At 41.5% G+C, this 20,475-nt stretch carries 21 protein-coding genes; 1 reads left to right on the top strand and 20 read right to left on the bottom strand.

What is annotated here, in order from left to right:
- Positions 1–116: 116 nt before the first annotated feature.
- The 8 genes from FME95_RS04550 to FME95_RS04585 form a co-directional block, all read right to left on the bottom strand.
- Positions 117–2,072, bottom strand: a complete 1,956-nt coding sequence (locus FME95_RS04550) for a RecQ family ATP-dependent DNA helicase (RefSeq protein ID WP_147713232.1) — start codon at positions 2,070–2,072, stop codon at positions 117–119.
- A gap of 101 nt (positions 2,073–2,173) precedes the next feature.
- The gene (locus FME95_RS04555) at positions 2,174–2,662 is read right to left on the bottom strand and encodes a GNAT family N-acetyltransferase (RefSeq protein WP_187265441.1); all 489 of its coding nucleotides are present in this window, start codon (positions 2,660–2,662) and stop codon (positions 2,174–2,176) included.
- A 26-nt stretch (positions 2,663–2,688) separates the two neighbouring features.
- Positions 2,689–3,471, bottom strand: coding sequence for a class I SAM-dependent methyltransferase (locus tag FME95_RS04560; RefSeq protein WP_147713233.1), 783 nt, complete (start codon positions 3,469–3,471; stop codon positions 2,689–2,691).
- A gap of 26 nt (positions 3,472–3,497) precedes the next feature.
- Positions 3,498–4,034 carry a nucleotidyltransferase family protein gene (locus FME95_RS04565; RefSeq protein ID WP_147713234.1) on the bottom strand — a complete coding sequence of 179 codons (537 nt, stop codon included), beginning with the start codon at positions 4,032–4,034 and terminating at the stop codon, positions 3,498–3,500.
- Between the two features lie 217 nt (positions 4,035–4,251).
- Positions 4,252–5,052, bottom strand: coding sequence for a MetQ/NlpA family ABC transporter substrate-binding protein (locus FME95_RS04570; protein ID WP_147713235.1), 801 nt, complete (start codon positions 5,050–5,052; stop codon positions 4,252–4,254).
- 278 nt (positions 5,053–5,330) lie between these two features.
- Complete coding sequence (locus FME95_RS04575) at positions 5,331–6,017, bottom strand: methionine ABC transporter permease (protein ID WP_147713236.1); 687 nt, start codon at positions 6,015–6,017, stop codon at positions 5,331–5,333.
- Positions 6,007–7,041, bottom strand: a complete 1,035-nt coding sequence (gene metN, locus FME95_RS04580; RefSeq protein WP_147713237.1) for a methionine ABC transporter ATP-binding protein MetN — start codon at positions 7,039–7,041, stop codon at positions 6,007–6,009. Before metN ends, FME95_RS04575 begins: the two co-directional genes overlap by 11 nt.
- Before the next feature lie 159 nt (positions 7,042–7,200).
- Positions 7,201–8,085 carry a LysR family transcriptional regulator gene (locus FME95_RS04585; RefSeq protein WP_147713238.1) on the bottom strand — a complete coding sequence of 295 codons (885 nt, stop codon included), beginning with the start codon at positions 8,083–8,085 and terminating at the stop codon, positions 7,201–7,203.
- Positions 8,086–8,189: 104 nt separating this feature from the next.
- On the opposite strand from FME95_RS04585, the gene FME95_RS04590 reads away from it, so the two are divergent.
- On the top strand, positions 8,190–9,260 hold the full coding sequence (locus FME95_RS04590) for an NAD(P)/FAD-dependent oxidoreductase (RefSeq protein ID WP_147713239.1): 1,071 nt from the start codon (positions 8,190–8,192) through the stop codon (positions 9,258–9,260).
- Between the two features lie 131 nt (positions 9,261–9,391).
- On the opposite strand, the gene FME95_RS04595 is transcribed toward FME95_RS04590, so the two are convergent.
- From FME95_RS04595 to FME95_RS04650, 12 genes are all read right to left on the bottom strand, one after another.
- Positions 9,392–10,102, bottom strand: a complete 711-nt coding sequence (locus FME95_RS04595; RefSeq protein WP_147713240.1) for an HAD family hydrolase — start codon at positions 10,100–10,102, stop codon at positions 9,392–9,394.
- A 71-nt stretch (positions 10,103–10,173) separates the two neighbouring features.
- Entirely contained in the window at positions 10,174–10,752 is a 579-nt protein-coding gene (locus FME95_RS04600; protein WP_147713241.1) for a YdeI/OmpD-associated family protein, read from the bottom strand.
- 165 nt (positions 10,753–10,917) lie between these two features.
- Positions 10,918–11,424, bottom strand: a complete 507-nt coding sequence (locus FME95_RS04605; RefSeq protein WP_147713242.1) for a hypothetical protein — start codon at positions 11,422–11,424, stop codon at positions 10,918–10,920.
- A gap of 528 nt (positions 11,425–11,952) precedes the next feature.
- Positions 11,953–12,528 carry an NUDIX hydrolase gene (locus tag FME95_RS04610; protein WP_246109319.1) on the bottom strand — a complete coding sequence of 192 codons (576 nt, stop codon included), beginning with the start codon at positions 12,526–12,528 and terminating at the stop codon, positions 11,953–11,955.
- Positions 12,529–12,544: 16 nt separating this feature from the next.
- Complete coding sequence (locus FME95_RS04615) at positions 12,545–13,171, bottom strand: Type 1 glutamine amidotransferase-like domain-containing protein (RefSeq protein ID WP_147713243.1); 627 nt, start codon at positions 13,169–13,171, stop codon at positions 12,545–12,547.
- Positions 13,172–13,401: 230 nt separating this feature from the next.
- Positions 13,402–15,939 carry a DEAD/DEAH box helicase gene (locus tag FME95_RS04620; RefSeq protein ID WP_147713244.1) on the bottom strand — a complete coding sequence of 846 codons (2,538 nt, stop codon included), beginning with the start codon at positions 15,937–15,939 and terminating at the stop codon, positions 13,402–13,404.
- Positions 15,936–16,844, bottom strand: coding sequence for a HamA C-terminal domain-containing protein (locus FME95_RS04625; protein WP_147713245.1), 909 nt, complete (start codon positions 16,842–16,844; stop codon positions 15,936–15,938). Before FME95_RS04625 ends, FME95_RS04620 begins: the two co-directional genes overlap by 4 nt.
- Positions 16,845–17,085: 241 nt before the next feature.
- Positions 17,086–17,334 carry a hypothetical protein gene (locus FME95_RS04630; RefSeq protein WP_147713246.1) on the bottom strand — a complete coding sequence of 83 codons (249 nt, stop codon included), beginning with the start codon at positions 17,332–17,334 and terminating at the stop codon, positions 17,086–17,088.
- 124 nt (positions 17,335–17,458) lie between these two features.
- On the bottom strand, positions 17,459–17,737 hold the full coding sequence (locus FME95_RS04635; protein ID WP_147713247.1) for a hypothetical protein: 279 nt from the start codon (positions 17,735–17,737) through the stop codon (positions 17,459–17,461).
- A 73-nt stretch (positions 17,738–17,810) separates the two neighbouring features.
- Positions 17,811–18,365, bottom strand: coding sequence for a hypothetical protein (locus FME95_RS04640; protein ID WP_222709904.1), 555 nt, complete (start codon positions 18,363–18,365; stop codon positions 17,811–17,813).
- A gap of 27 nt (positions 18,366–18,392) precedes the next feature.
- Positions 18,393–19,697, bottom strand: coding sequence for an FRG domain-containing protein (locus tag FME95_RS04645; RefSeq protein WP_147713248.1), 1,305 nt, complete (start codon positions 19,695–19,697; stop codon positions 18,393–18,395).
- A 126-nt stretch (positions 19,698–19,823) separates the two neighbouring features.
- Positions 19,824–20,135, bottom strand: a complete 312-nt coding sequence (locus tag FME95_RS04650; protein WP_147713249.1) for a DUF6980 family protein — start codon at positions 20,133–20,135, stop codon at positions 19,824–19,826.
- Between the last annotated feature and the right edge of the window lie 340 nt (positions 20,136–20,475).

Below are 20,475 nucleotides of genomic sequence, written 5' to 3' on the forward strand. Positions count from 1 at the left end.
TATCGATTGATTTTTTCAAATCGAGCAAGCTAAGTTTTCCGCTTACTATAATTAAAAAACTTACAGGCTAGAGGATTAAAAAACCTACACAGTCACTAATCAAAAGACCGCCAACATTATTCAGTACTTTGCAATGCCTGTAGTACGTTGGCATAACGCATGGCCTCGGCCGAACCAAAGCCAGCAATTTTTTTAGCTTTGGTACGTGTAAAAACAGGTACGTTAATGCCGACTAAAAATCGAGTCACCAAATCGTGTGAAACATCCATAACGCCCTGCGCTTGCAAATGCTGCCTAAGTGCCTGTTCGGTTTGTTTTAATCGCCCGGTATCGATAACAACTTCATGTTGAGATTGCGCAAAGCGAGCGCTATTGCCTTGGCAAACACTGCAATGACCACAGCGTTGCGGTGCGTTTTGGTCGTCGAAGTATTTTGCTAAGCCATAACTTAAACAAACATCGGCCTGTAAAAACCGCAACATTAATGCAATGCGTTTTATCTCGCTTTGCTCATGCTGTTTAAATAACTCTGCCAAGCGTTTAGCTAGGCCAGCATCTAGCGCGCTAGGGTTAACCGCAAAAACTTCGATAGAACCAGAAGGCTTAAGCTCTATCCAGTTTTTTTCTTTAAAGTATTCTAACGCGCTGATTACCCGCTTACGCTCACCATTTTCACCGGCGGCTAAGCAGCTGTTATAGATGGCATCAAAATCGACAACACCCCAAGTTCGCTTAAACTGAGTATGCTTTAAAATGGTTTGAACAAAAGGCCGCCGTTGCGCATCGAAAGCAGCCTCAATGGTTGCTTGGTCTTGTAACAGTTTAATCGAATACTCAGCGCTGTAATTGTACAGCGCGCTCAATACGCCTTGCATTTCGAGCTGCACTAACAGGGTTTTTAATGTCAGTTGGCGAATGTTGGCTTGGTTGGAAAGCTTATAAAGCTGCATTTCCCAGCGGCCATCCTGTTGCTGAGTTGCAATATCTTCCAGCACGGTTTCAATGCCACTTTGCTCTGGTGTGTCGCCGTAAACAAAATTCTCAATGGTATTAAGCGAGTCCAAATTACCCAACACAAAACAATTGGATGGCAAACCATCTCGCCCTGCTCGGCCAATTTCTTGGCTATAATTTTCGATCGACTTAGGTAAGTCGTAATGCACAACGTAACGAATATTGGCTTTATCGACGCCCATACCAAAGGCAATGGTCGCTACAACAACCGGAATTTCACCATTCATAAAGCGGTTTTGTATGTCACTGCGTTGTTCGTTTTGCATGCCTGCATGATAAGCACTGGCGGCAATGCCCTGCTGTTGCAAATAGGCAGCAACCTGCTCGGCAGTTTGCTGCAACGTGACGTAGACGATGCCATGCTGATTTGGCTGCTGCTGAATAATCTGTTGCAGTTGAACAGGCTTATGCTGCTCTTCTACTGCTAAAACCTGTAAGTTTAAGTTAGCGCGGTAAAACCCAGTTTGCACAATAGCATTGGGCGCTATATCGAACTTACTGGCCATGTCGTGTTTGACTTTTTTAGTTGCCGTCGCCGTCAGTAATAACACCTGAGGAATATTAAAATCTTGCTTGTAACGCGGCAGCTTTAAATAATCGGGCCGGAAGTTATGGCCCCATTCTGATATACAGTGGGCTTCATCGATGACCAATAGCGAAATCGGCACGCCTTCCATTAACAGCCGAAAGCGTTCATTTTTAAACCGCTCTACTGACACCATGAGTATTTTTAGTCGGTTATTTTTAACATCGGCAATAACCTGCTGGTACTCATCGTAACTTAGAGTGGAATCCAGACTCGCTGCTGCAATATTACGTGCCTTTAAAAAATCGAGTTGGTCTTTCATCAATGCTAATAAAGGTGAAACAACCAAAGTCAGGTTCGGCAATTGCAGGGCACTAAACTGGTAACACAACGACTTACCAGAACCAGTCGGGAATATCGCAAGCGCAGACTGGCCTGCCAAAATATGTTCTATGGCTTCTTGTTGGCCTTCGCGAAAGCCATCAAAGCCAAACTGTTGTTTTAATCGAGTGGTGAGTTCTGAGTGAGACATGTTAAAAGTTCCTTTTCTTTTTAGCTTCCATTAATAAACAGGCCTAGCATACACATCGTAAGGTGCTGCTCAGAGCAAAATCATACACTAGGCATTCGATATTAGCTTAATGACTTCTGCCAAAACATCGCACCACCCGCAGTTGGGTCTAACTCGTAGCAACTAAAGCCAAAGTTGGTATAGGCTGATTTTGCAACCTCGTTGTTACTCAACACTTCAAGAGTGATTTTACAGCAGCCGAGATCGCGTGCGATAACTTCGATTTTATCAAAAAGCTTTCGGCTTAAACCAAGGCCTCGATACTGTTTAAGCACACAAACATCATGAATATTCACTAACGGTTTACAAGCAAAGGTAGAAAACGCCTGAAAGCAGTTTGCCAGCGCTGCCGGTTCACCGTCGACATAAACAATCACGCTAAACGCATGCGGTAATTTGGCAAGCTCTGCCGAGAGGTGATTAATCGTATGTTCCGACAACGCCTTGCCACCACCCATTGGGTCGCAGGCATATTGGCTCAACAGATAAGGAATATGCTTTGCGTGTTTTTCATCTGTGTAATTTGCCTGTACAACTTCGATGTTCATCATTAACTAAACTCCTAATTAAACATTTATTAGCTGACGATCTCTGCAAAGGTAACAACAAACTTAACCTGACCAGTTACTTGCTCGCCATAACCGTTATCACCTAATAAAGCTTCTAATTCTGAATCAAATGCTGTTGCCTGATTCACATTCATTCTATCTAGGCTAAAACCATTGCGAGCATGAAAAGATAAAATGTAGTCATGAGTAGATTGCGTCAAAGTCTCAGCCGGAAGGTTAACAATATTCAAATTTTCTATATAACCTTGCTCGCTTAACATCTCGATAACCGAATAGGGTTTAAAGTTCTTTGTCGTTGAATAGCGTTTCACAATATCGATAATTTGATTTTCGATACCTTCAATAATCAAATCCCCACCAGTAACAACCGCTAACTTAGCGCCTGGATTTGAAAGCTGATTAAGCAATGGGAACATCACTGACCAATCTGGCCAATGAATACTGTTGGCAGCAACAAAAAGATCGAACTTCTGTTCTGTTTTAAACTGCTCGATGTAAGAGTGAACAAAATCAACTGACGCCTCAGCCGGGGTTTTAGCTCTTGCAGCCTTAACCATTTCAGCAGATGGATCAACACCAGTAACCTTGTGCCCTTTAAGCGCTAACGGAATAGAAACTTCTCCAGTGCCTGAGCCGATATCTAAAATAGTTTTCGCCGCGCCAGCCAAACCTTCAGAGAGCACATCGATAACCGATTGACTATAAGCGGGTCGAAAACCGTAATTTTGAACGATACTTTTATCGCCAAACTGATCAGCAATTTCTTGGCTTAAATGCTCTGGCTTATTCATTTCTGCTCCACCCTATAAAGATTCAGTCAATAGACAATGTTAAGACTCGGCCAAGTACCCAACCAACCTTTCGATTTAACCCGTTCTTCAAAAACCGATAGCGAACGCTTGTTATTGTGCGTTAACTCTAAGTTAAATAGCGAATCAAAGCCAAATGCAGAAATACAGTCTAAACGACCATTACTGAGTTTACGGATGCCAACGGCGGTCTCTTTTTCTGGCCAGTAGCTCATAGCATTGAGTGAGCTTTTATAGGGCGCATCATCGTTTCTAATATGCATTAAGGCTTGGTTTCTGACTTGCCAATTCAAGCTTGGTACTAACTTACTTAAGCTTAATTCGTAGTCACGATATTTATCTGGTTCTGCTTCTTGCGCATCAAAGTAGATAACATCAACATCGTTCAATTCTGTTGGTTCGGATTTGCTGTGCAAATAATCCCAAACCGCATTACGCACAAAGCCTGCAGCGAGATAACCGTCTGGTAGGTTTAAAGAATACAGCGCATCGATTGCTGCTAATCGAAGCCTATCCTGCTGGATAATCCTAATAACTCTTTCCATTTTCAATCAATTCCAGCCGCTCTAGAGTCATGATATTAACATCGATTGAATTAGAAATACTGGTGTTATGTTTTCATATCTAACCTCTGCTCTGATTTTCAATCTAAAACTAACCGGCATAAAAAAAACCTCGCAAGCATTAGGTTAATGCTGAGCGAGGTTTTTAATTTACTTTTTTAATTCTGTATTAAGCTCTTCACTTAACTAGAGCTTAAAATTAAAAAGCCGCTTCGATAGTGCCTTTGTAGGTCTCATCGATAAAGTTACGAACTTCTTCCGATTGGAAGATTTCGACAAACTTTTTATAGGTTTCGTTATCTTTATCTTCTGCGCGAGCTGCAATAACCATAACAGCAAATTTCGCATCTTTAGATTCTAAGTAGATACCTTGCTCAGCAGGGTTTAAACCAGAAGACATGACATAGTTCATGGTGATAACAGAGGCGTCTACATCGTCAAGCGTACGCGGTAATTGAGCCGCTTCAACTTCAACAAACTCAAGATTTTTCGGATTTTCTACGATGTCGTAAACCGTCGTTTTAGAGTCGGCATCTGGCTTCAATGTAATCAGATTGGCATCGGCTAATAAAATCAGTGCACGGCTACCGTTAGTTGGATCGTTCGGAATAGAAATACGCGCGTTATCTGGGATATCCGCAATAGACTGATACTTAGAAGAATAAATACCCATACGCATTAGGATAGAACGGCCAATAGAGCTCAGCTGCTTATCGTTGTTGTTATTAAAGTTATCCAAAAACGGCTGATGCTGGTAGCTGTTAAGGTCTAAACTGCCATCCGCTAAAGCAGCGTTTGGCGTGATGTAGTCAGAAAACACGACAACTTCTACATCGATACCCTGCTTTGCAGCTTCTTCTGCAACAGCTTCTACCACTTCAGCGTGTGGGCCAGCAGTAGCACCTACTTTAATAACCTGAGTGTCTTTATCGCCACAGGCTGCTAACGCAAGCACGAATGGCAGAGCACTTAATAATTTCACAATATTTTTCTTGAACATTACAACTTCCTTTAGAAATACATAACACTGTAATTTGCCGAGCGAACAATACTATAAAGCTTAAAAAGATACCTACTATTTACTTGGCCTAAATAGAATCGATTCTTATATGCTTATAGAAATCTTAAAAATGATAACCAGAGAGATAAGCAATGGTGATGCGCTTCAAATTTGAAGCGGCTTAGAAGAGAGGCTGCGTTTCTACTATTAAATAAAATGACAAGCCGCCAGCGCGCAAAGGCGGCGCTAACGGATTCATACGACAAAGCTCATTAAACTCAACGATGATCGACTCGTTTAACCAAATAGTCACCGACCGACTGAATGATCTGCACAAACAGTACAAGAATGACGATTGTCATCATCATTACGCCAGCGTCGAAACGTTGATAACCATAACGAATACCAACATCGCCCAAACCACCGCCACCAACAGTACCGGCCATGGCAGAATAGTTAACCAGCGTAACCAGCAAGATGGTAATTGCATGAACAATACCCGGCAGCGCTTCAGGCAGCAGTACTTTAAAGATAATTTGGTGCGGCTTTGCGCCCATCGCTTGCGCCGCTTCAACTAAGCCAGAAGGCACTTCCAACAGCGCGCCTTCGATAAGCCGAGCAATAAACGGAATGGCGGCAACAGCCAACGGTACAATTGCCGCCGCGGTACCAATGGAGCTGCCGACGACAAAGCGGGTAAAAGGAATCACCGCGACCAGCAAAATAATAAACGGAATCGAGCGGCCAATATTTACGACCACACCCAAGGCTTTATTCAGCGCGGCATTCGCCAACAAACCGGTTTCTTTGGTCAGGTGAAGCAGCACACCGAGCGGAATACCAAACAGCAAACCAATAATACCGGCGGCAAAAACCATGGTGATGGTTTCTATAGAGGCGTTGATGAGCAAATCGATCAATCGCTGATTGTCTGCCCACCAATTTAATAGCGTATCAAGCGACATAACCCAGCACCTCCACGTCGATCTTATTCTGTTTCAAAAATGAAATGGCCTGCTCACTAGCTTGCGGCGTACCAAAAAACTCCGCCAGCATTAGGCCAAATTTAATACCGCCGACGTAATCCATATTCGAGCTTAAAATGCTGATGTCTAAATCGAACTCTCTGGCGACCTGGCTGATAATCGGCGCATCGACCGAGGCACCGGTAAACTCTAAACGCACCAACGGATAACTGTTTGGCGTTTGGCTTGGAGATAAACGGGCGGCGTAATCCGCAGGGATAGAAAGATCCAAGGTCGAGCGAATAAACTGGCGGGCAAGTTCCGTTTTAGGGTGTGCAAAAATATCGCCCACTGCACCCTGCTCAACCAACTTACCACCGCCAATAATAGCCACATCGCTACAGATGCTTTTTACCACCGCCATTTCATGGGTAATCAACAAGATGGTCAGATTAAATTCTTTATTAATTTTGCGCAGCAATTCCAGAATAGAATGGGTGGTTGCGGGGTCTAATGCACTGGTGGCTTCATCGCACAAAAGTACTTTCGGGTCCGATGCTAACGCACGCGCAATAGCAACACGCTGCTTTTGGCCGCCACTTAAATTGGCTGGGTAGCTGTCGCGTTTTTCACTTAGGCCAACCAATTCCAATAGGCTTTCGACCTTGGCTTTAATCGCTTGCTTACTCTCACCGGCTAACTCAAGCGGTAAGCCGACGTTATCGAAAACTGTGCGCGACGATAGCAAATTAAAATGCTGAAAAATCATACCGATTTTACGGCGAGCAAGCGTTAGCTCTTTGTTAGATAAGGCATTCAACTCTGTGCCATCGACAAAAACTTTGCCTTGAGTTGGGCGCTCTAACAGGTTTACACAGCGAATTAGGGTACTCTTACCCGCGCCAGAAGAACCAATAACGCCATAAATACTGCCTTCGGCAATAGTCAGGTTAATATCATCCAGCGCTTTAATTTCGCGCCCGGCCTGATAAAACACCTTATTTACATTTTGTATTTCTATCATCAAAAAACCTGCTTTTATACTGCATAACTCGGCTCTAGCTGGCACATAACGCTCTGTAAGCGCTATTGTGCTGCCATTAAATGACCGTGTTCAAGAATAGCGCGACAGTAATGCCTCTGGCTTGCTGAGTCAATTCAGCGCAAGCCAAATAAAGCCCAATTAGAGCGTGGCAACCGCCTCTTTATATTCGTCACTTTTTAGGATGGTTAGGAAGGCTTGGATTTTCTCAGTGCGATGCAGATCTCCGTGCGTCACAATCCAATTAGAAAAGTCCCACTGCAGATCAGGTAGCACGCGCCTTAAGTTACTAGAGGTTGGCGAGCTTTGGCACTGCATCAGCCCAATGCCGATGCCTTCAATAATGGCGCGCTCTAATATTTCGCGATTGTTACTGGTACACACCACCTGCTCCGACGGTACGACTTCATTAAACCACTTTACGACCGCTAACCGCTCTGGTGCACTATCTACCGTGACAAACTGATGCGCGGCTAAATCCTGCTCATTAACAGGCGCGCCATACTGACGCAGATATTCCTCGCTCGCGTACAAGCCATAACTTAATGGCGTAAAAGGCAGCACAACATAGTCATCGTCTTGTGGTTTTTCTCCAGAACGAATCGCTACGTGGGCCTGACCATATTCTAATTTCATCAGCTCGGAACCGGTCAGCCAACGGATACGAATTTTCGGATGCTGCCGACTGAACAGCTTTACCGCCGGCATCACCAAGTCAGATATCGAATCCAACGAGGTTAAAATAAACTCACCTCTCAGCTCACCTTGCCGACCTTTAGATCGGCGTGCAAAGTCACTCAGCTGCTCATTGGTCAACTTGGCGACTCGCAACAAATCTTCCCCGACTTCGGTCAACTGATAGCCCTTCGCATCACGAAGAAACACCTTAGTACCCAGTTCCTGTTCGATCACATCCAGATGGCGCAAAATCGTCGCCCGGTGTACACCCAAAGCCCTCGCCGCACCACTGATACTACCGGTTTGAGCAACAAAATAGGCTGTTCTAACCTCACTCCAATGCTCCATACGCCCTCCTGTATCAAAATCGCACACCTACATACAATTTTCGATCATTGTTGCACGTATAATACAGGATACACTAAAGCCATTACTTAGAAAGAGGTTTTAAAATGCATACCACAACCCACACTCTCATTATTGGCGGCGGCTTCGCAGGTGCCACCGTTGCTCAAACGCTAGAAAAGTCCAACATTGCAACCACACTGATCGACCGGAAAGACTACTTTGAAGTCACCATGGCGACATTACGTAACGTTGCGGACTTTGAAAAAGTTCAAAACAGCCCAAGAATTCACTACAGCGATTTTTTAACTGGCGCATTTATTCAAGGCAATGTCAGTGAGCTCACCGAAACAACGGCAGTATTAGAAAACGGCGACACCGTCTCGTTTGAACAGGCTATTATTGCTACAGGTTCAAGCTACCCGTCTTTCTCTGTCGCCAAATCGAACCAAGCATTCAGCCTAGAAGCTCGTAACGAAGAAATAAAAACTGCATCGCAAGCATTAGCTAAGGCAACCTCAGTACTTGTCATTGGCGCTGGCGCAGTGGGTGTCGAACTGGCAGGCGATATTGCCTATAGCCACCCGAACATCAAAGTAACGCTTGCCGATGCAGCCGAAACCATTCTTGCCAGCTATTCGGCAAAAACACAGCGCAAAGCAACAGAGCAACTAAAAGCGCTGGGCGTCAACATTGAGACCAACCGCCTTTATCAAGAACAAGACGGCGTTTATGTTGACAAAAATACTGGCGATCAGCTCAACGTCGACATGACCTATGTTGCCATTGGTGTAAAAGCCAATTCTGACTTTATGAAACCAAAACTGAATGACGCACTCACTGAGCGAGGCTTTATTAAGGTCGACGATCACTTCCAAGTGCAAGGCACTACATCGTTATGGGCCATCGGAGACGTTGCAGATTTAAAAGACTTAAAACTTGCTGCCACCGCCATACCTCAAGGTAACGAACTGGCCGCCAACCTCATCGCTAAACAACAGGGTAAAAAAACCAAAGCTCATAAACCAATGGCAGAAATGGGGCTTATCCCGATTGGTCAAAAAAATGGTGTTGCACAAATACCGTTATTCGGCACTGTTACATGGAAGCGTTTAATCGACTTTAAAAATAAAGATTTGCTGATTGGCTATGTCTTTAAAGGGCTGGGTATTAAGTAACGCGCTTCAGCAACCAGTACAAAACCGCAACAGCGTTATCGCACCGATAACGCTGCCCTTAACGCCAAAAGGCTGAAGCTAAGCTAGAAGGAGCGAAGCTTCAGGTCGCTGTTGCAGGTTTGGCTACGACATTACTTTTCACATCCTGCCAATAAAATATCCAGAACATCGAGCAAAGAACCAACACTGTGTTCTGGCTGTTCAAGGTTATCAGGCCAATCATGAAATCCCTTCAACCATATTGTGTTCATGCCAGCTTGGCGCGCGCCATAAATATCGTTTATTGGGTGATCACCGACATACCAGCATTCATTTGCCGAAAAGCCAACGGCACTTGCTGTTGCGGTAAAAATTTCGCTGTTTGGTTTTTTTATGCCAAACGCTTCTGAGCTGACTAGCTGTTTAACCTTACCGATGTTTTGTAACTGGTTAGCCGTCATCACTCGGGTTTTATGCGCACCATTAGAAATAATACCAATGTGAAAGTTATGTTTAGCCAATACCGATAACAACTCATAGGCACCTTCCATTGCAACCGCACAGTTAGAAAAATTCTCGATCCAATGTTGCCGTAGCTGCTCAACACTGAGCCGATCATCAGCAATAAAATGTTTATGCAGCTCATGGCTTACTGCCTCTTTAATACTGTTATAGCCAGAACCTTTTGCAAGGTAACCACCGTTATCTTGCTTCGATATAACGGCTTCTAATGCCTCGGGGTTGGTATTCAAAAATATAGTAGAGTAGCGATCGTAAAGCCTGCGTGCGTATACAGAAATACTGCGAGCTCTATGCACTAGCGTATTATCGAGATCGAAATAAATTGCCTTGTATACCGCCATTGGTTATTTAAGCTCTTTAGTTATCGTTATATAAAAATAAAAACATTAAGAATCAAACAATAGACGCGCTCTTATTTTGGCTTTTCGCCCTGAGCAAGCGTATCGATGTATTTATTAAATCGTCGCTGCCTTGTTTCGGGCTTTTTTGCACTGGTTAAGCCATAAGCAATAACATAACGGCTGGATTTATTCAGCGTTGCGTAAAAGGCTTTCACTTCTGGTAGGTTATTGATAGCGGCGATAAAATCTTCTGGCACTTCTAATTCACTTACAGCATAGGCTTTTTCCCAACGGCCATCGGCTTTGGCTGCGTTAACTTGCACCAAGCCAGGTTCTTGCATTCGCCCAGCCGTAATTAAACGCTCCACATGTTGCGTGTTTCTTTTAGACCACAGACTTGTTGATTTTCTTGGGGTAATACGTTGCAGGTATGCTTGATCATCTATGGATTTTTTAATGCCATCAATCCAACCCCAACATAAAGATTCAATAACAACATCATCCCAGCTGACACTCTGTATTGCGGATTTTTTCTTATATATTTTTACCCAAAGCTCATTCGCACTGGCATGGTTATCTTTTAACCACTGGCCGAGGTCTGCCGCTGTCGCAAATGATTCAAATTTCAATGCTGCTAGTTCATGAGCCAAAATAAATTCTCTTTATTAATATGTTGCTCACTTGAGCAAATTAAGTTCTGCTAAACGGAATAAAGACTGCAATTACCACATTCGCTCCTTGGGCTGGCATCGCTGCCCTTTTGCCCAACCGTGGCAAGTACCACAAACCTTTTATAACGCTGCGGGAATAGTTTGCTACGCAGCACCACTACACACTCGAATATATTTACCAACTAGGTAATAGAAAGCGGCAGAATAAGCACCTGATAACACAATGGTTAATGCACTAACAAAGTAATCATTAAGTTCGATGTTGTTAATGAACACCAGCAGAAAAAAAACCACTATAATGGCTATAACAACCAGTAAAATATAAAATAAAAGCCTTATAGAAATTGGTAAAGCCAAGCAGAAAACTCTATTTAGATAGTCCTTGCCATCACCTTTGGCATTGATTTGGTATGTATACCAAATGCCATAGTAGTGAATTACAGCCTGAACAATAATCGTTAGGATATTCATTCTCCATACCAGCCAACTATTAGCCGGTTCGCCCGCCAAAACAATAGGTAAATTAAAACCGCTATAGAATAAAATGCTGAACAGGATAAATTGCTTCAGCATCATAGCCTGACTAAATTCACCCTGCCGAATACGATTCGAAATTTCAGATACATTTAAAAAGTAAATATCTTTAAACATTAAAATCACCTTAGTTCATAACTCTTAAATTTTCGTTTTACCTTAGAAAATTATGCATTCATACGTTTGTTAGAAATTGCATGAGTACACTTTTATCTGTTTGTATTTTGAAATCCAAAACATAATAACCACCAAGTACATTACTATAAAAGTCGGCGCATATATAAAATATAAAATTAGTGTAGTTGCCAAAAATGAAACGAATACCCTTTTACCATTCGTGTAGTAACAAACCGAGCCGACGACTACAAGGCTAAAAAAATACACAACCATAATCGTTAGCGCTGCTATAGCAATAGTTATTGAATTAGTAGTAATGGGAGAGCCGTAAACAAGAAACGCCACATTAGCAATAATTGGCGGCACTATTAGTCCAAAAAGAATAACAACAAAAAGGTGTCTTTTAAGTAATCTAGTCATTTAGCTTTATCTAACGTTCCTAAACTGAAGAACAATGAAGCGCAGCGTAATTGCGTCCTATGCCCGCCGCGGAACGCGGTTTTGGCCAGCATGAACAGATTTGGTTTATTAAGAACTTAGCTCATTAAACTTGATGTACTCTGTTGTTGTTGGCAAATTTTGGATGCCTTTAACAAGGAAGCTTGGTTTAACTACATACTCAGACAGCTTGCTTACGGGTACCCAACGGTAAATTAAGTCTAATTCTTCCTCGATACCGGGAAAATCTTTCTCAGATACGTATTCTGGGTGCTCGGTTAACTCAGCCAAAAAGTAGTTTGATACTTCATGAAATTTTTTACCGATATATTCAAAGAAGTTTTCAACATGCCATACCAGACGAACTACAGAAGAGTCTAAACCAAGCTCTTCCTGTATTTCTCTGGGGATAGTATCTTCTGAGGTTTCAAAAAACTCGACTCTTCCACCAGGCAGTGCCCAGAAATCATCTTTTTCTGATCTGTGAATTAATACGTGATCATTGTGAATTATCACAGCCGCACTTCTAAAATTGAAGCGATTATCACCTTCATCAAATCTAAGCACTTGCCTTCCTTTTGTACTTAACGCCCCTGTACAGTGGCGCAATTTAGCGCCAGCGAAATTGTGTCCAATGCCTGCCGCGGAGCGGTTTTTGGCGGGCATGAACTGCTACGGATTGTTATGCAGTGACACGTTCTATGAGCTTTGGAGTACCAACTAGTAGCTCTTCTCCATTAACTAATATGAAAGCGTCGTCGTCAGATGCCATAAGTAAATCTTCTTTAGACTTTAGCGCTTCAATCCTAGAGTTTTTCTTACTCGAGTGAGGATCAAACATAAAGGATACTAGTCCTAAACCCCTTAAATCGTCCAAGCCTACAGCGTTTTCATCACCACATATAAAGGCGCTTTCAATGCTTGGAGTGAGAATCATTGCACCTGCTGAAACCCCGATTAGAATACCGCCATTCTTAACGTATTCAACTAAACGATTCTCAACACCACGTTCTCTCAAAGACTTTAAGAACCGGAATGTATTACCTCCTGATAGATGGATAAAGGGGCGAGAAAGAGCGGTATTAAATTCTTCAACGCCGTAGCCATCTTCAAAATCGAGATATTGCTCAATTTCATATCCAATCGATTTATATGTCTCTACAACCATTCTATAGAAATATCGATCAGGATCAGGTTGTGAGGCAAAAAATACTCCTGGTTCTGAAGACTTTAGACATGATGACAGAAGAATCTTAATCGCTTCTTTTCCATTCTTTGTATTCTGGTTGCTGAGCAGACCTAAGTTCAACTTCTATTCCTTAAAATGCATAACGCCACAAGCACGTGCGGTTTTGTGGTGGAGGCGAAGCCGATGCAGAAAAACTGTCGCCGTTCCTTGCTTTGTTATACAGCATCAGAACAAACATCAAATGTTCGGACTCAGCCCGGCGCATAGTGTAAAAATTACAGCCAAGTTTGCTAGGGCTTGCACGTTCACCCTGTTAAAAACATTCATATTAAATAAGGAAAATTTCTAACTCAGATAACCTCTAACAGCTCTTTGAACTCGACTGCGCTCTGATCCATGACTTTAAATAGATTACCCTTTTCTACCTCAACTAGAACACCCTGATAAAACTTAAAGTACTGATGGTAATTTTTCAAAAGATAGCTTGCAAGGTGTCTTGGTATTCCAATATTTTGCAACTCAATTATTCGATAATCTGTTGTTCCATATTCTAGATATTCAGCCCAATTCTTCCCGGCAGATGCTTCACCTAGCTTTTCGGCGAGAAGTTCATAGTAGTTGCCAAAATAGTTTTTAAGCTTAAAACGCAGTATATTATCGATATTAGAAATAATTTCGTTAATAACCAAATTTATTTGATACTTATCTTTTGGGTTAAAGTCTATAAGCTGGTCCACATCCCAAATATGTCCATTTTTCGTATAGTAGTCAATGGCAGTTGAGATCATCCGACTCAAAGGAGTTGAATCCATCCAGTTCGACATCAGCACTGCATAATATTTGAGACTCTCTCTAGAGCGATACATTGGATTTCTACCGCCAACCTCTTCTTTATCCCATGAATAAAAATCACACAACGTTTCGAGAGCTTGCAAGACAGATTTATAGCTAACATCTGAACTTAACGTCAGCTCCTCAAGCCTATTATATCTAATAATCTTATTCTGATATTTCGCTTTAATAATAGAATAAGAGGATAGAATCTTTTCCGGAACTTCGTTTTGCAAGCTCATATCTCGCAAGACTTTCTCTGATCCGCCTTTCTTGCTTATGAAGTTTGAGCGGAGAGTTGAGTCCTCTTGACGAATTTCATGGATAAGAGCTATGTTGGCGTAATGACTCCAAACCTTTCTCTCGTCATCGGTAGTGTGTTTCCTTGTAAAATCACTCTCTGTTAATGCTGCTTCAACATTCTCAAAAAACTTCTTTTTACCGTTGATAATTGAGGGAGAAATGGGGGAAATAGATTTATTTTTAACAACAGTCAAATCTTTCTCTGGATTCTTCCATCTATTATTTTTGTATTCAATTCTGGTGCATATAATATTTCCAGACAACTCTTTCGTTAACCTGCCCGCTCTACCGGCGAGATTCCAGAAGTCAACATCAGTGAATTTACTAAGCCCTATTGCATTGCTAAGTATAAAGATATTCTTGGCTGGTAGGTTTACACCTTCAAGAAGAGTTGACGTACAGAAGACATAGTCAATAGCTTTTTCTGCGAATAGAATCTCAACTTTCTCTCGAATTCTTTGAGGTAAATTACCAAAATGAAAAGCTACACCCTTTCTGAGGCAATCAACTAAATAGTACTTTTCATGAAGGTGCTCCTTGATTACCGAAACGACTTCATCGATTCGCTCGTCATTCTTATATGGGAGGCTTGCCGACACGCTGAGGGCATACTGAATGGTATCCGTTTTTGTGTTGCAGTAAATAAGACTAGACTGATTGTCGCTAAGCAATTTTAACCAATCAGAAAAGTTCCTATTGGAAAAGTTTACCGGGATATCTTTCTCATCACCCAAGTCTGACAGTAACCTACAATGTTGCTCTAACAAATCTAAAAAATAACGATTCTGAGCGACCGGTGAACTTTTGATATTGATAGATTCCTCGGTGCTTTTGTCAAACAAACTAAGAAAAACATCCGGGTTTGGAATGTTTGGTGAAGCAAAATACAGCTTTATACTTTTTCGCTCCGCTTGCAAAATTGCGTGATAATAAAGAGGGCTTCTTGAATCTTTTTCTGCTACGACCTTTTGAGCCTCATCAACAAACAAGTAACCAACCTTGGGGTTCGACGTGTCTGCAAGATAAGCAACCAACCTTTCAGGGGTGAAAATGAATATGTATCGAGTTCCTTCGAACCTAAACGATTCCGGAACTGTAGGATGAGAAAGTATTCGATACTCTTTAATATTTGAAAATTCTTTTTTAAGCTGAAGCAATGTTTGATTGATCAACGCCCTAGTTGGAACAAGGATGACGATATTCTCATTAACTTTTTGAACTTCGATTAAGTGTCGAATAAATGAGTTTAGGATAAAAGATTTGCCTAGTGACGTAGGACCCGAAAAACTATAATGATTACTATTTTTAAGGCTCTCAAATATTTTGTATTGAGAATCAGTAAAAACGAGGCTACTTCCTGGAATTTTCTGAAATATTTCTTTTGTATACTTTTCAAAAACAAGCTCTAACGATGGGTTTTCATCGGAATACCCATCTACCTCTAAAAATTTTAGTGCAGGAAAATTTCCGAGTTTTGTGAGGACTGAGTTTGCGAATGCTCTGAAAACTGAGTCGTCCTTATAATTACCCACCAAAAGACTGATTATCTTGTAAGCTTTATTTTGCGCATCAGCATTTCTTGATCGGGACAGAATATCTGCAAACCTTAAAAGGTCGAGAAGCTCCTTTTCTTTTAGATTATTTGCTTTTATATGAAAATAATTGTAGGCGGAGAGAAGCTCTGCTTTACTAAATAATTCTCGAAAATATTCATCATTAATGGATTTTTCGGATAGCTCTTCAATTAGGCTCATGTAGATATTCCTTCTTGAAGAATTCTTCTATTTTTATCTAGATCTGTAAATGGCAGGATATAAATATAGAAATTATGACCATTCAAGTTAAATTCATTTATTTTTTTTAAAATATGTTGAAATGATAATTTAATTTCTTTATTAATTTGATCTTTTATTTTTTCTCTGAATTCTTTATTTGATAGACTCTTGTATTCTTCGCACACGTTAGTTTCATAGCCTACAAAAACTCCGAACGCATCATCAACATCAAAATTATTCTGTCGACTTGGATAGATGATTTTCTCGATGAATTCTCGTTGTTCAGACGAAAACGTTTCTTTTTCCAAATGATCACTCAGCAGCCCTTTTTCGTATGGAAGCCCACTTTTTTTACTTCCTTTTGAGTTGACGCAGTTCTTGAATTCATGGATTGACTTGAATGCATCTGTTATTGCGGCCGTTAGGCCAGCAATTGTTTTAGATTCGCCAAAAATAAGCTGGTAACCTCCATTATTTAGCCTTAAAAAGTGAACACCATCTGATCCGTTGACGTAATGACTTGTGGACGTCTTCAACTCTAATTTAGACAAGAGTTTAGGAGCCTTTAAATGGGTTTCTAAAAAGCAGTAAAGAAGCAACTCGCCAAGCTCTCCTTTGTTATTTATGTACTCAACAAACTTTTCCCTTGCTTTTGCTGCAAGTGTCCCCGGCTTTTCAGAATACTTTTCACGAACTTTTCTCGAAAGTGAAAAATCTATCATCGGATCAATAAGATTATTCTTTAAAGACGAGTAATCGAATTCATTTGCGTTAATCCTTAGAACAAAAAGGTCAAGCTTGTTTTTGCAATGCTCATCTAAGGTATGACTTCCTAAATGCTCAAAACTATCCAAAAAGTCGAAATCTTTGATACTAAGTTCCATTTTTTATCCTTTTGGCTGGGCATTGTCATACTATCAAGTATTCATTAACCTTTATCTTTCAAGACTAATTACTAAAAACAACACCTCAATTGCATGCATAAACCGCTTTCCAATAACGCTAATTCATTTGAGTCTAAAGCTAGACACAGTGCGGTGCTGCCTAACGCCGCCAACACAGGCGAGCGTTAGCGAGCCCAGCCCACGCTTTTTGTGGGTGATTGTGATTGGCCTTGTTAGAGACTTAATCTTTAAACCACCGATACAGACCATAACCTATTGCTCCAGCTGCAAGTGGTGCTGCTGCCGTGATAACTAAACCTGTAGCCATACCGCCACCAGCAATAGCACCAATAGCAGATAAACCCGATGTTATTCCCGTTGCACCTAAACCTGTAACTGTTCCTGCAGTTGATACTGCAGCTACAGAACCAACTGTTCCAGTTGCAGCACCTGCACCCGCTGCTTTAATACCATTAGTATCTTCACTCATATTGAATCCTCTTTGTTACCCGTTAGTTAAATGCTAAAGATTGTGTGACCTCTAACGCCAAGCTCTGCTGAAAACATAGGTGGAGGCGAAGCCAGAGCTTATGGTTTTCAGCAGGAGCGCCTTGTTAAATGCAGACTATTTTGACCGCAGATTTAATTTTAGTTGTAAAGCTTTCAGCGAACTCAACCACCTCTAACTCAGTTTCATTAGGATGGCTGGTAGTTGTAATATAACGACTATTTGTTCCATCACCCACAGCAATTTCATCCATTATTTCTTCCCAAAGCTCACAGTCTTTTCCAACTACACAAAACAATTCGTATTCCTGATCTAGGAAGGAATTAAGCAATTCGTCGTGCTTTTCATCATATCCGGACTCTGAAACTAAAACCACTTTACTCATAGCTATAGCCATTTAACGCCCGCATTTGCGGCTGGTTTGGAGCGCCAGCGTAGGTGCCGACAACAGCCACTTGTTAGTGCTTTTTATACTCACCAGTTCTAACCCTTCTGCTAATTTCACGCTTTACCGCACCAGTTGCGTAATCTTTGTCGCCACCACTTATCGAGGCAACAACAGTACAATTACAGTTCTCACAAATAAAATCAGTTTTGTTAATCTGCCCGAAGGTTCGACAAAAACTATCGTCGTAAACTAAAGTTGCATCGCATCTTGGACAAAAGCACCAGACATTAGATATTTGATTTCCAGTCCAGCTCCAGCGCCAATTAGCACCATGCATAAGGTCCTCAACATAGGATTTAAATTCTGGCTCTTCGGACTCACCTTTAATAGCTAAATATATGTTTATTAAGCCAATTAAGGCGAGAATGAAAATTAGCAACCAAGCCCAACCTGGAAGAGAGTATGAGTCAACCAGTGCATCCCAGCACCAAACAACACCTGACCAAGCCCATGATAGAAAGCTAACAACATAACCTCTCAGAACTGGTACAGTTAAGAGTATTACTCCCGAAATTACAGAGGCTATGGTTGCATTTCTAATTGATATAAATGAATTTTCGCTCATATTTCCTCTTGATCACTAACGCCGCATTCATCGGCTTGTCCGCTGCAGTGCCTTGTTAAATTTGTACTTGTCGGCAACATACTTTGCTGAATTTTCAATATATGGAAACACTGTACTTTCATTAATGTTCAGCAGATCGAGCTCTTCTAAAATTGCAGGCTTATTAGCCACTGTAATTCGAGTGACTGTTATTTCCGGTGTCCCTTCCTCATTCATAACCGCATCAAGCCCATACAAAAGAAAGGCGCCGGATTGAGATGAGATACGATCGTTGCTTTGTTTCCCCTTTACACATACAATTTTTCTCAGATCGTCAGGAATGATTTTAGGCTCGAAAAATGGTTTCTCTTCTCTTATAAAGTGAACTAATCGTTTTACTGATACTTGATCGTTAAAATTTTCATCTTCTAGGTTGATATTGTCCTTCTCTTCTTTTGGAAGCCTCGCCAGATTAGATATACAGCTCGCAACATCCGAATCAAAATACTTGACCTTATCCCGATCCATTGAAAAGAGAATTACTTCGCCATCTTCTTCGAGGGCGGATTTACATGCGAAATAAAGTGCTATCAGTGGGTTTGAAGTTATATCTAACAATCTGGTTGGTAACGAATAGTGTTGCATTCTAACCAGTCTATCCAAAGTATATTCGTCAGACTGGAAGTCAGCTGAGTTTGAAACAATTAACTCTCTGTACAGTATGTGCTCGTTATCTAGATAGAGATAGTTCCCGTCGTCATCTTTTCTGAACAAGGATGGCTCTAACTTATATTTGCTCTTATTTGAGTGGCCTCGGTAAAAGACTTCTGAACCATTTTCTCTTTCAGAGGAAAGAACTTTTCCAATAAAACCCTGTACCGTTGTGACTTTGGGATTCGTTGATTTTTTAGCGGGAGGCTTTTCCTGCTTTGTAGGCTCCCGTATTTGCTGTTGGTTTAACACGTTAGCAGCTATAAGACGTTCAAAAAGATCTTCATCTTTGATCGCCCAATGAGTTCTGTTCATTTCCCAATCGCGTATGTCAAGCAGTGGCGCTATTGGTTTAATTGCATCGTACGGTATTGGAGGGATGTTCTCGTCAAATTCAAACTCTATAAGTAGTTTTATTCCCCTTTCTTTAATTGACGTAAATCTGCCAACACGTAGATCTTCTTCACCTTCGTATGCAAATAAACAGGGGTATGCCTTCAGTGTTTCAATTAGACTCGGGCTAAGGGACTTGAAGGCCTCTGCAATAGACTCTGTTGTATATTCCAGGAAACGGCTTTTATCGTATTCATAGAATGGTTTGTCCCAGGCACCTAGTCTTGCAGTCACTAAAAGGTTGTACATGCTATGAGGTAGTCCCCTAATAATTTAACGCCCGCATAAGCTGCGGAGCATGTTGGACGACTTTTTGCGTCGTTTTCTTTTAAGCAAAAAACCGGACAAGATGAAACGTCAGGTTTGATGCGTTTGTTAGGTTTTTTTACGCCACGCTCTAGATTTATACTTTTCTGGGATTCCATCATCAAAAAGAGGCGAATCAAAACCCAGCTCTTCCAATTCATCGAACCATTGCTCTCGCTTGCTTTCCGGCAATTTAGAGCCGCAAAATGGGCAGAAACTAATATCATAGGACGACGGTCCACCATCATGAATTATTAACCCATACTCGTCGAAAACTTCCGAGTAGCAAATGACATAATCTGGGCATTCGAATGGGTTGTCGTGCTCATCACACATTTTTCCTGTGTGTCGATCCATCTCTTTACAGCAATGCTTACTCACTGGAACACCTAACAGTTTCTTTCACCACTTAAGCGGCATTGTATGGAGCGGCTTTTTCAGGTTTGTTAAATTCCCCAAATCCGCTGAATAGCCCTAATATGCTACCTCTTAGGCTAGCCTGTCAATTTGAAACGCAAGAAAAAGCCGCGTGTGCGGTTATTTCCGGGGTTTTGCCGCGCGGTACATTAAATGCCTCCATATTGCTCTCTGGGTTTTACCTGTATGAGTCATTTAGTAATCAAAACAAAATGATCAAATATTAACCATCAGTATTTCTGCAAGGCTATCTCAGTTTACCTGCATGACTGCCGTTGCTAGTATCCGCGCTCAAGGTGTACGG

This window comes from Reinekea thalattae, from assembly GCF_008041945.1.
GTDB classification, from domain to species: Bacteria; Pseudomonadota; Gammaproteobacteria; order Pseudomonadales; family Natronospirillaceae; genus Reinekea; species Reinekea thalattae.

Bases quoted from the DNA above. Each gene is read 5' to 3' on its own strand.
- FME95_RS04550 (WP_147713232.1), bottom strand. From the start codon at position 2,072: ATGTCTCACTCAGAACTCACCACTCGATTAAAACAACAGTTTGGCTTT.
- FME95_RS04555 (WP_187265441.1), bottom strand. From the start codon at position 2,662: ATGATGAACATCGAAGTTGTACAGGCAAATTACACAGATGAAAAACAC.
- FME95_RS04560 (WP_147713233.1), bottom strand. From the start codon at position 3,471: ATGAATAAGCCAGAGCATTTAAGCCAAGAAATTGCTGATCAGTTTGGC.
- FME95_RS04565 (WP_147713234.1), bottom strand. From the start codon at position 4,034: ATGGAAAGAGTTATTAGGATTATCCAGCAGGATAGGCTTCGATTAGCA.
- FME95_RS04570 (WP_147713235.1), bottom strand. From the start codon at position 5,052: ATGTTCAAGAAAAATATTGTGAAATTATTAAGTGCTCTGCCATTCGTG.
- FME95_RS04575 (WP_147713236.1), bottom strand. From the start codon at position 6,017: ATGTCGCTTGATACGCTATTAAATTGGTGGGCAGACAATCAGCGATTG.
- metN (WP_147713237.1), bottom strand. From the start codon at position 7,041: ATGATAGAAATACAAAATGTAAATAAGGTGTTTTATCAGGCCGGGCGC.
- FME95_RS04585 (WP_147713238.1), bottom strand. From the start codon at position 8,085: ATGGAGCATTGGAGTGAGGTTAGAACAGCCTATTTTGTTGCTCAAACC.
- FME95_RS04590 (WP_147713239.1), top strand. From the start codon at position 8,190: ATGCATACCACAACCCACACTCTCATTATTGGCGGCGGCTTCGCAGGT.
- FME95_RS04595 (WP_147713240.1), bottom strand. From the start codon at position 10,102: ATGGCGGTATACAAGGCAATTTATTTCGATCTCGATAATACGCTAGTG.
- FME95_RS04605 (WP_147713242.1), bottom strand. From the start codon at position 11,424: ATGTTTAAAGATATTTACTTTTTAAATGTATCTGAAATTTCGAATCGT.
- FME95_RS04610 (WP_246109319.1), bottom strand. From the start codon at position 12,528: ATGCCCGCCAAAAACCGCTCCGCGGCAGGCATTGGACACAATTTCGCT.
- FME95_RS04620 (WP_147713244.1), bottom strand. From the start codon at position 15,939: ATGAGCCTAATTGAAGAGCTATCCGAAAAATCCATTAATGATGAATAT.
- FME95_RS04625 (WP_147713245.1), bottom strand. From the start codon at position 16,844: ATGGAACTTAGTATCAAAGATTTCGACTTTTTGGATAGTTTTGAGCAT.
- FME95_RS04630 (WP_147713246.1), bottom strand. From the start codon at position 17,334: ATGAGTGAAGATACTAATGGTATTAAAGCAGCGGGTGCAGGTGCTGCA.
- FME95_RS04635 (WP_147713247.1), bottom strand. From the start codon at position 17,737: ATGAGTAAAGTGGTTTTAGTTTCAGAGTCCGGATATGATGAAAAGCAC.
- FME95_RS04640 (WP_222709904.1), bottom strand. From the start codon at position 18,365: ATGAGCGAAAATTCATTTATATCAATTAGAAATGCAACCATAGCCTCT.
- FME95_RS04645 (WP_147713248.1), bottom strand. From the start codon at position 19,697: ATGTACAACCTTTTAGTGACTGCAAGACTAGGTGCCTGGGACAAACCA.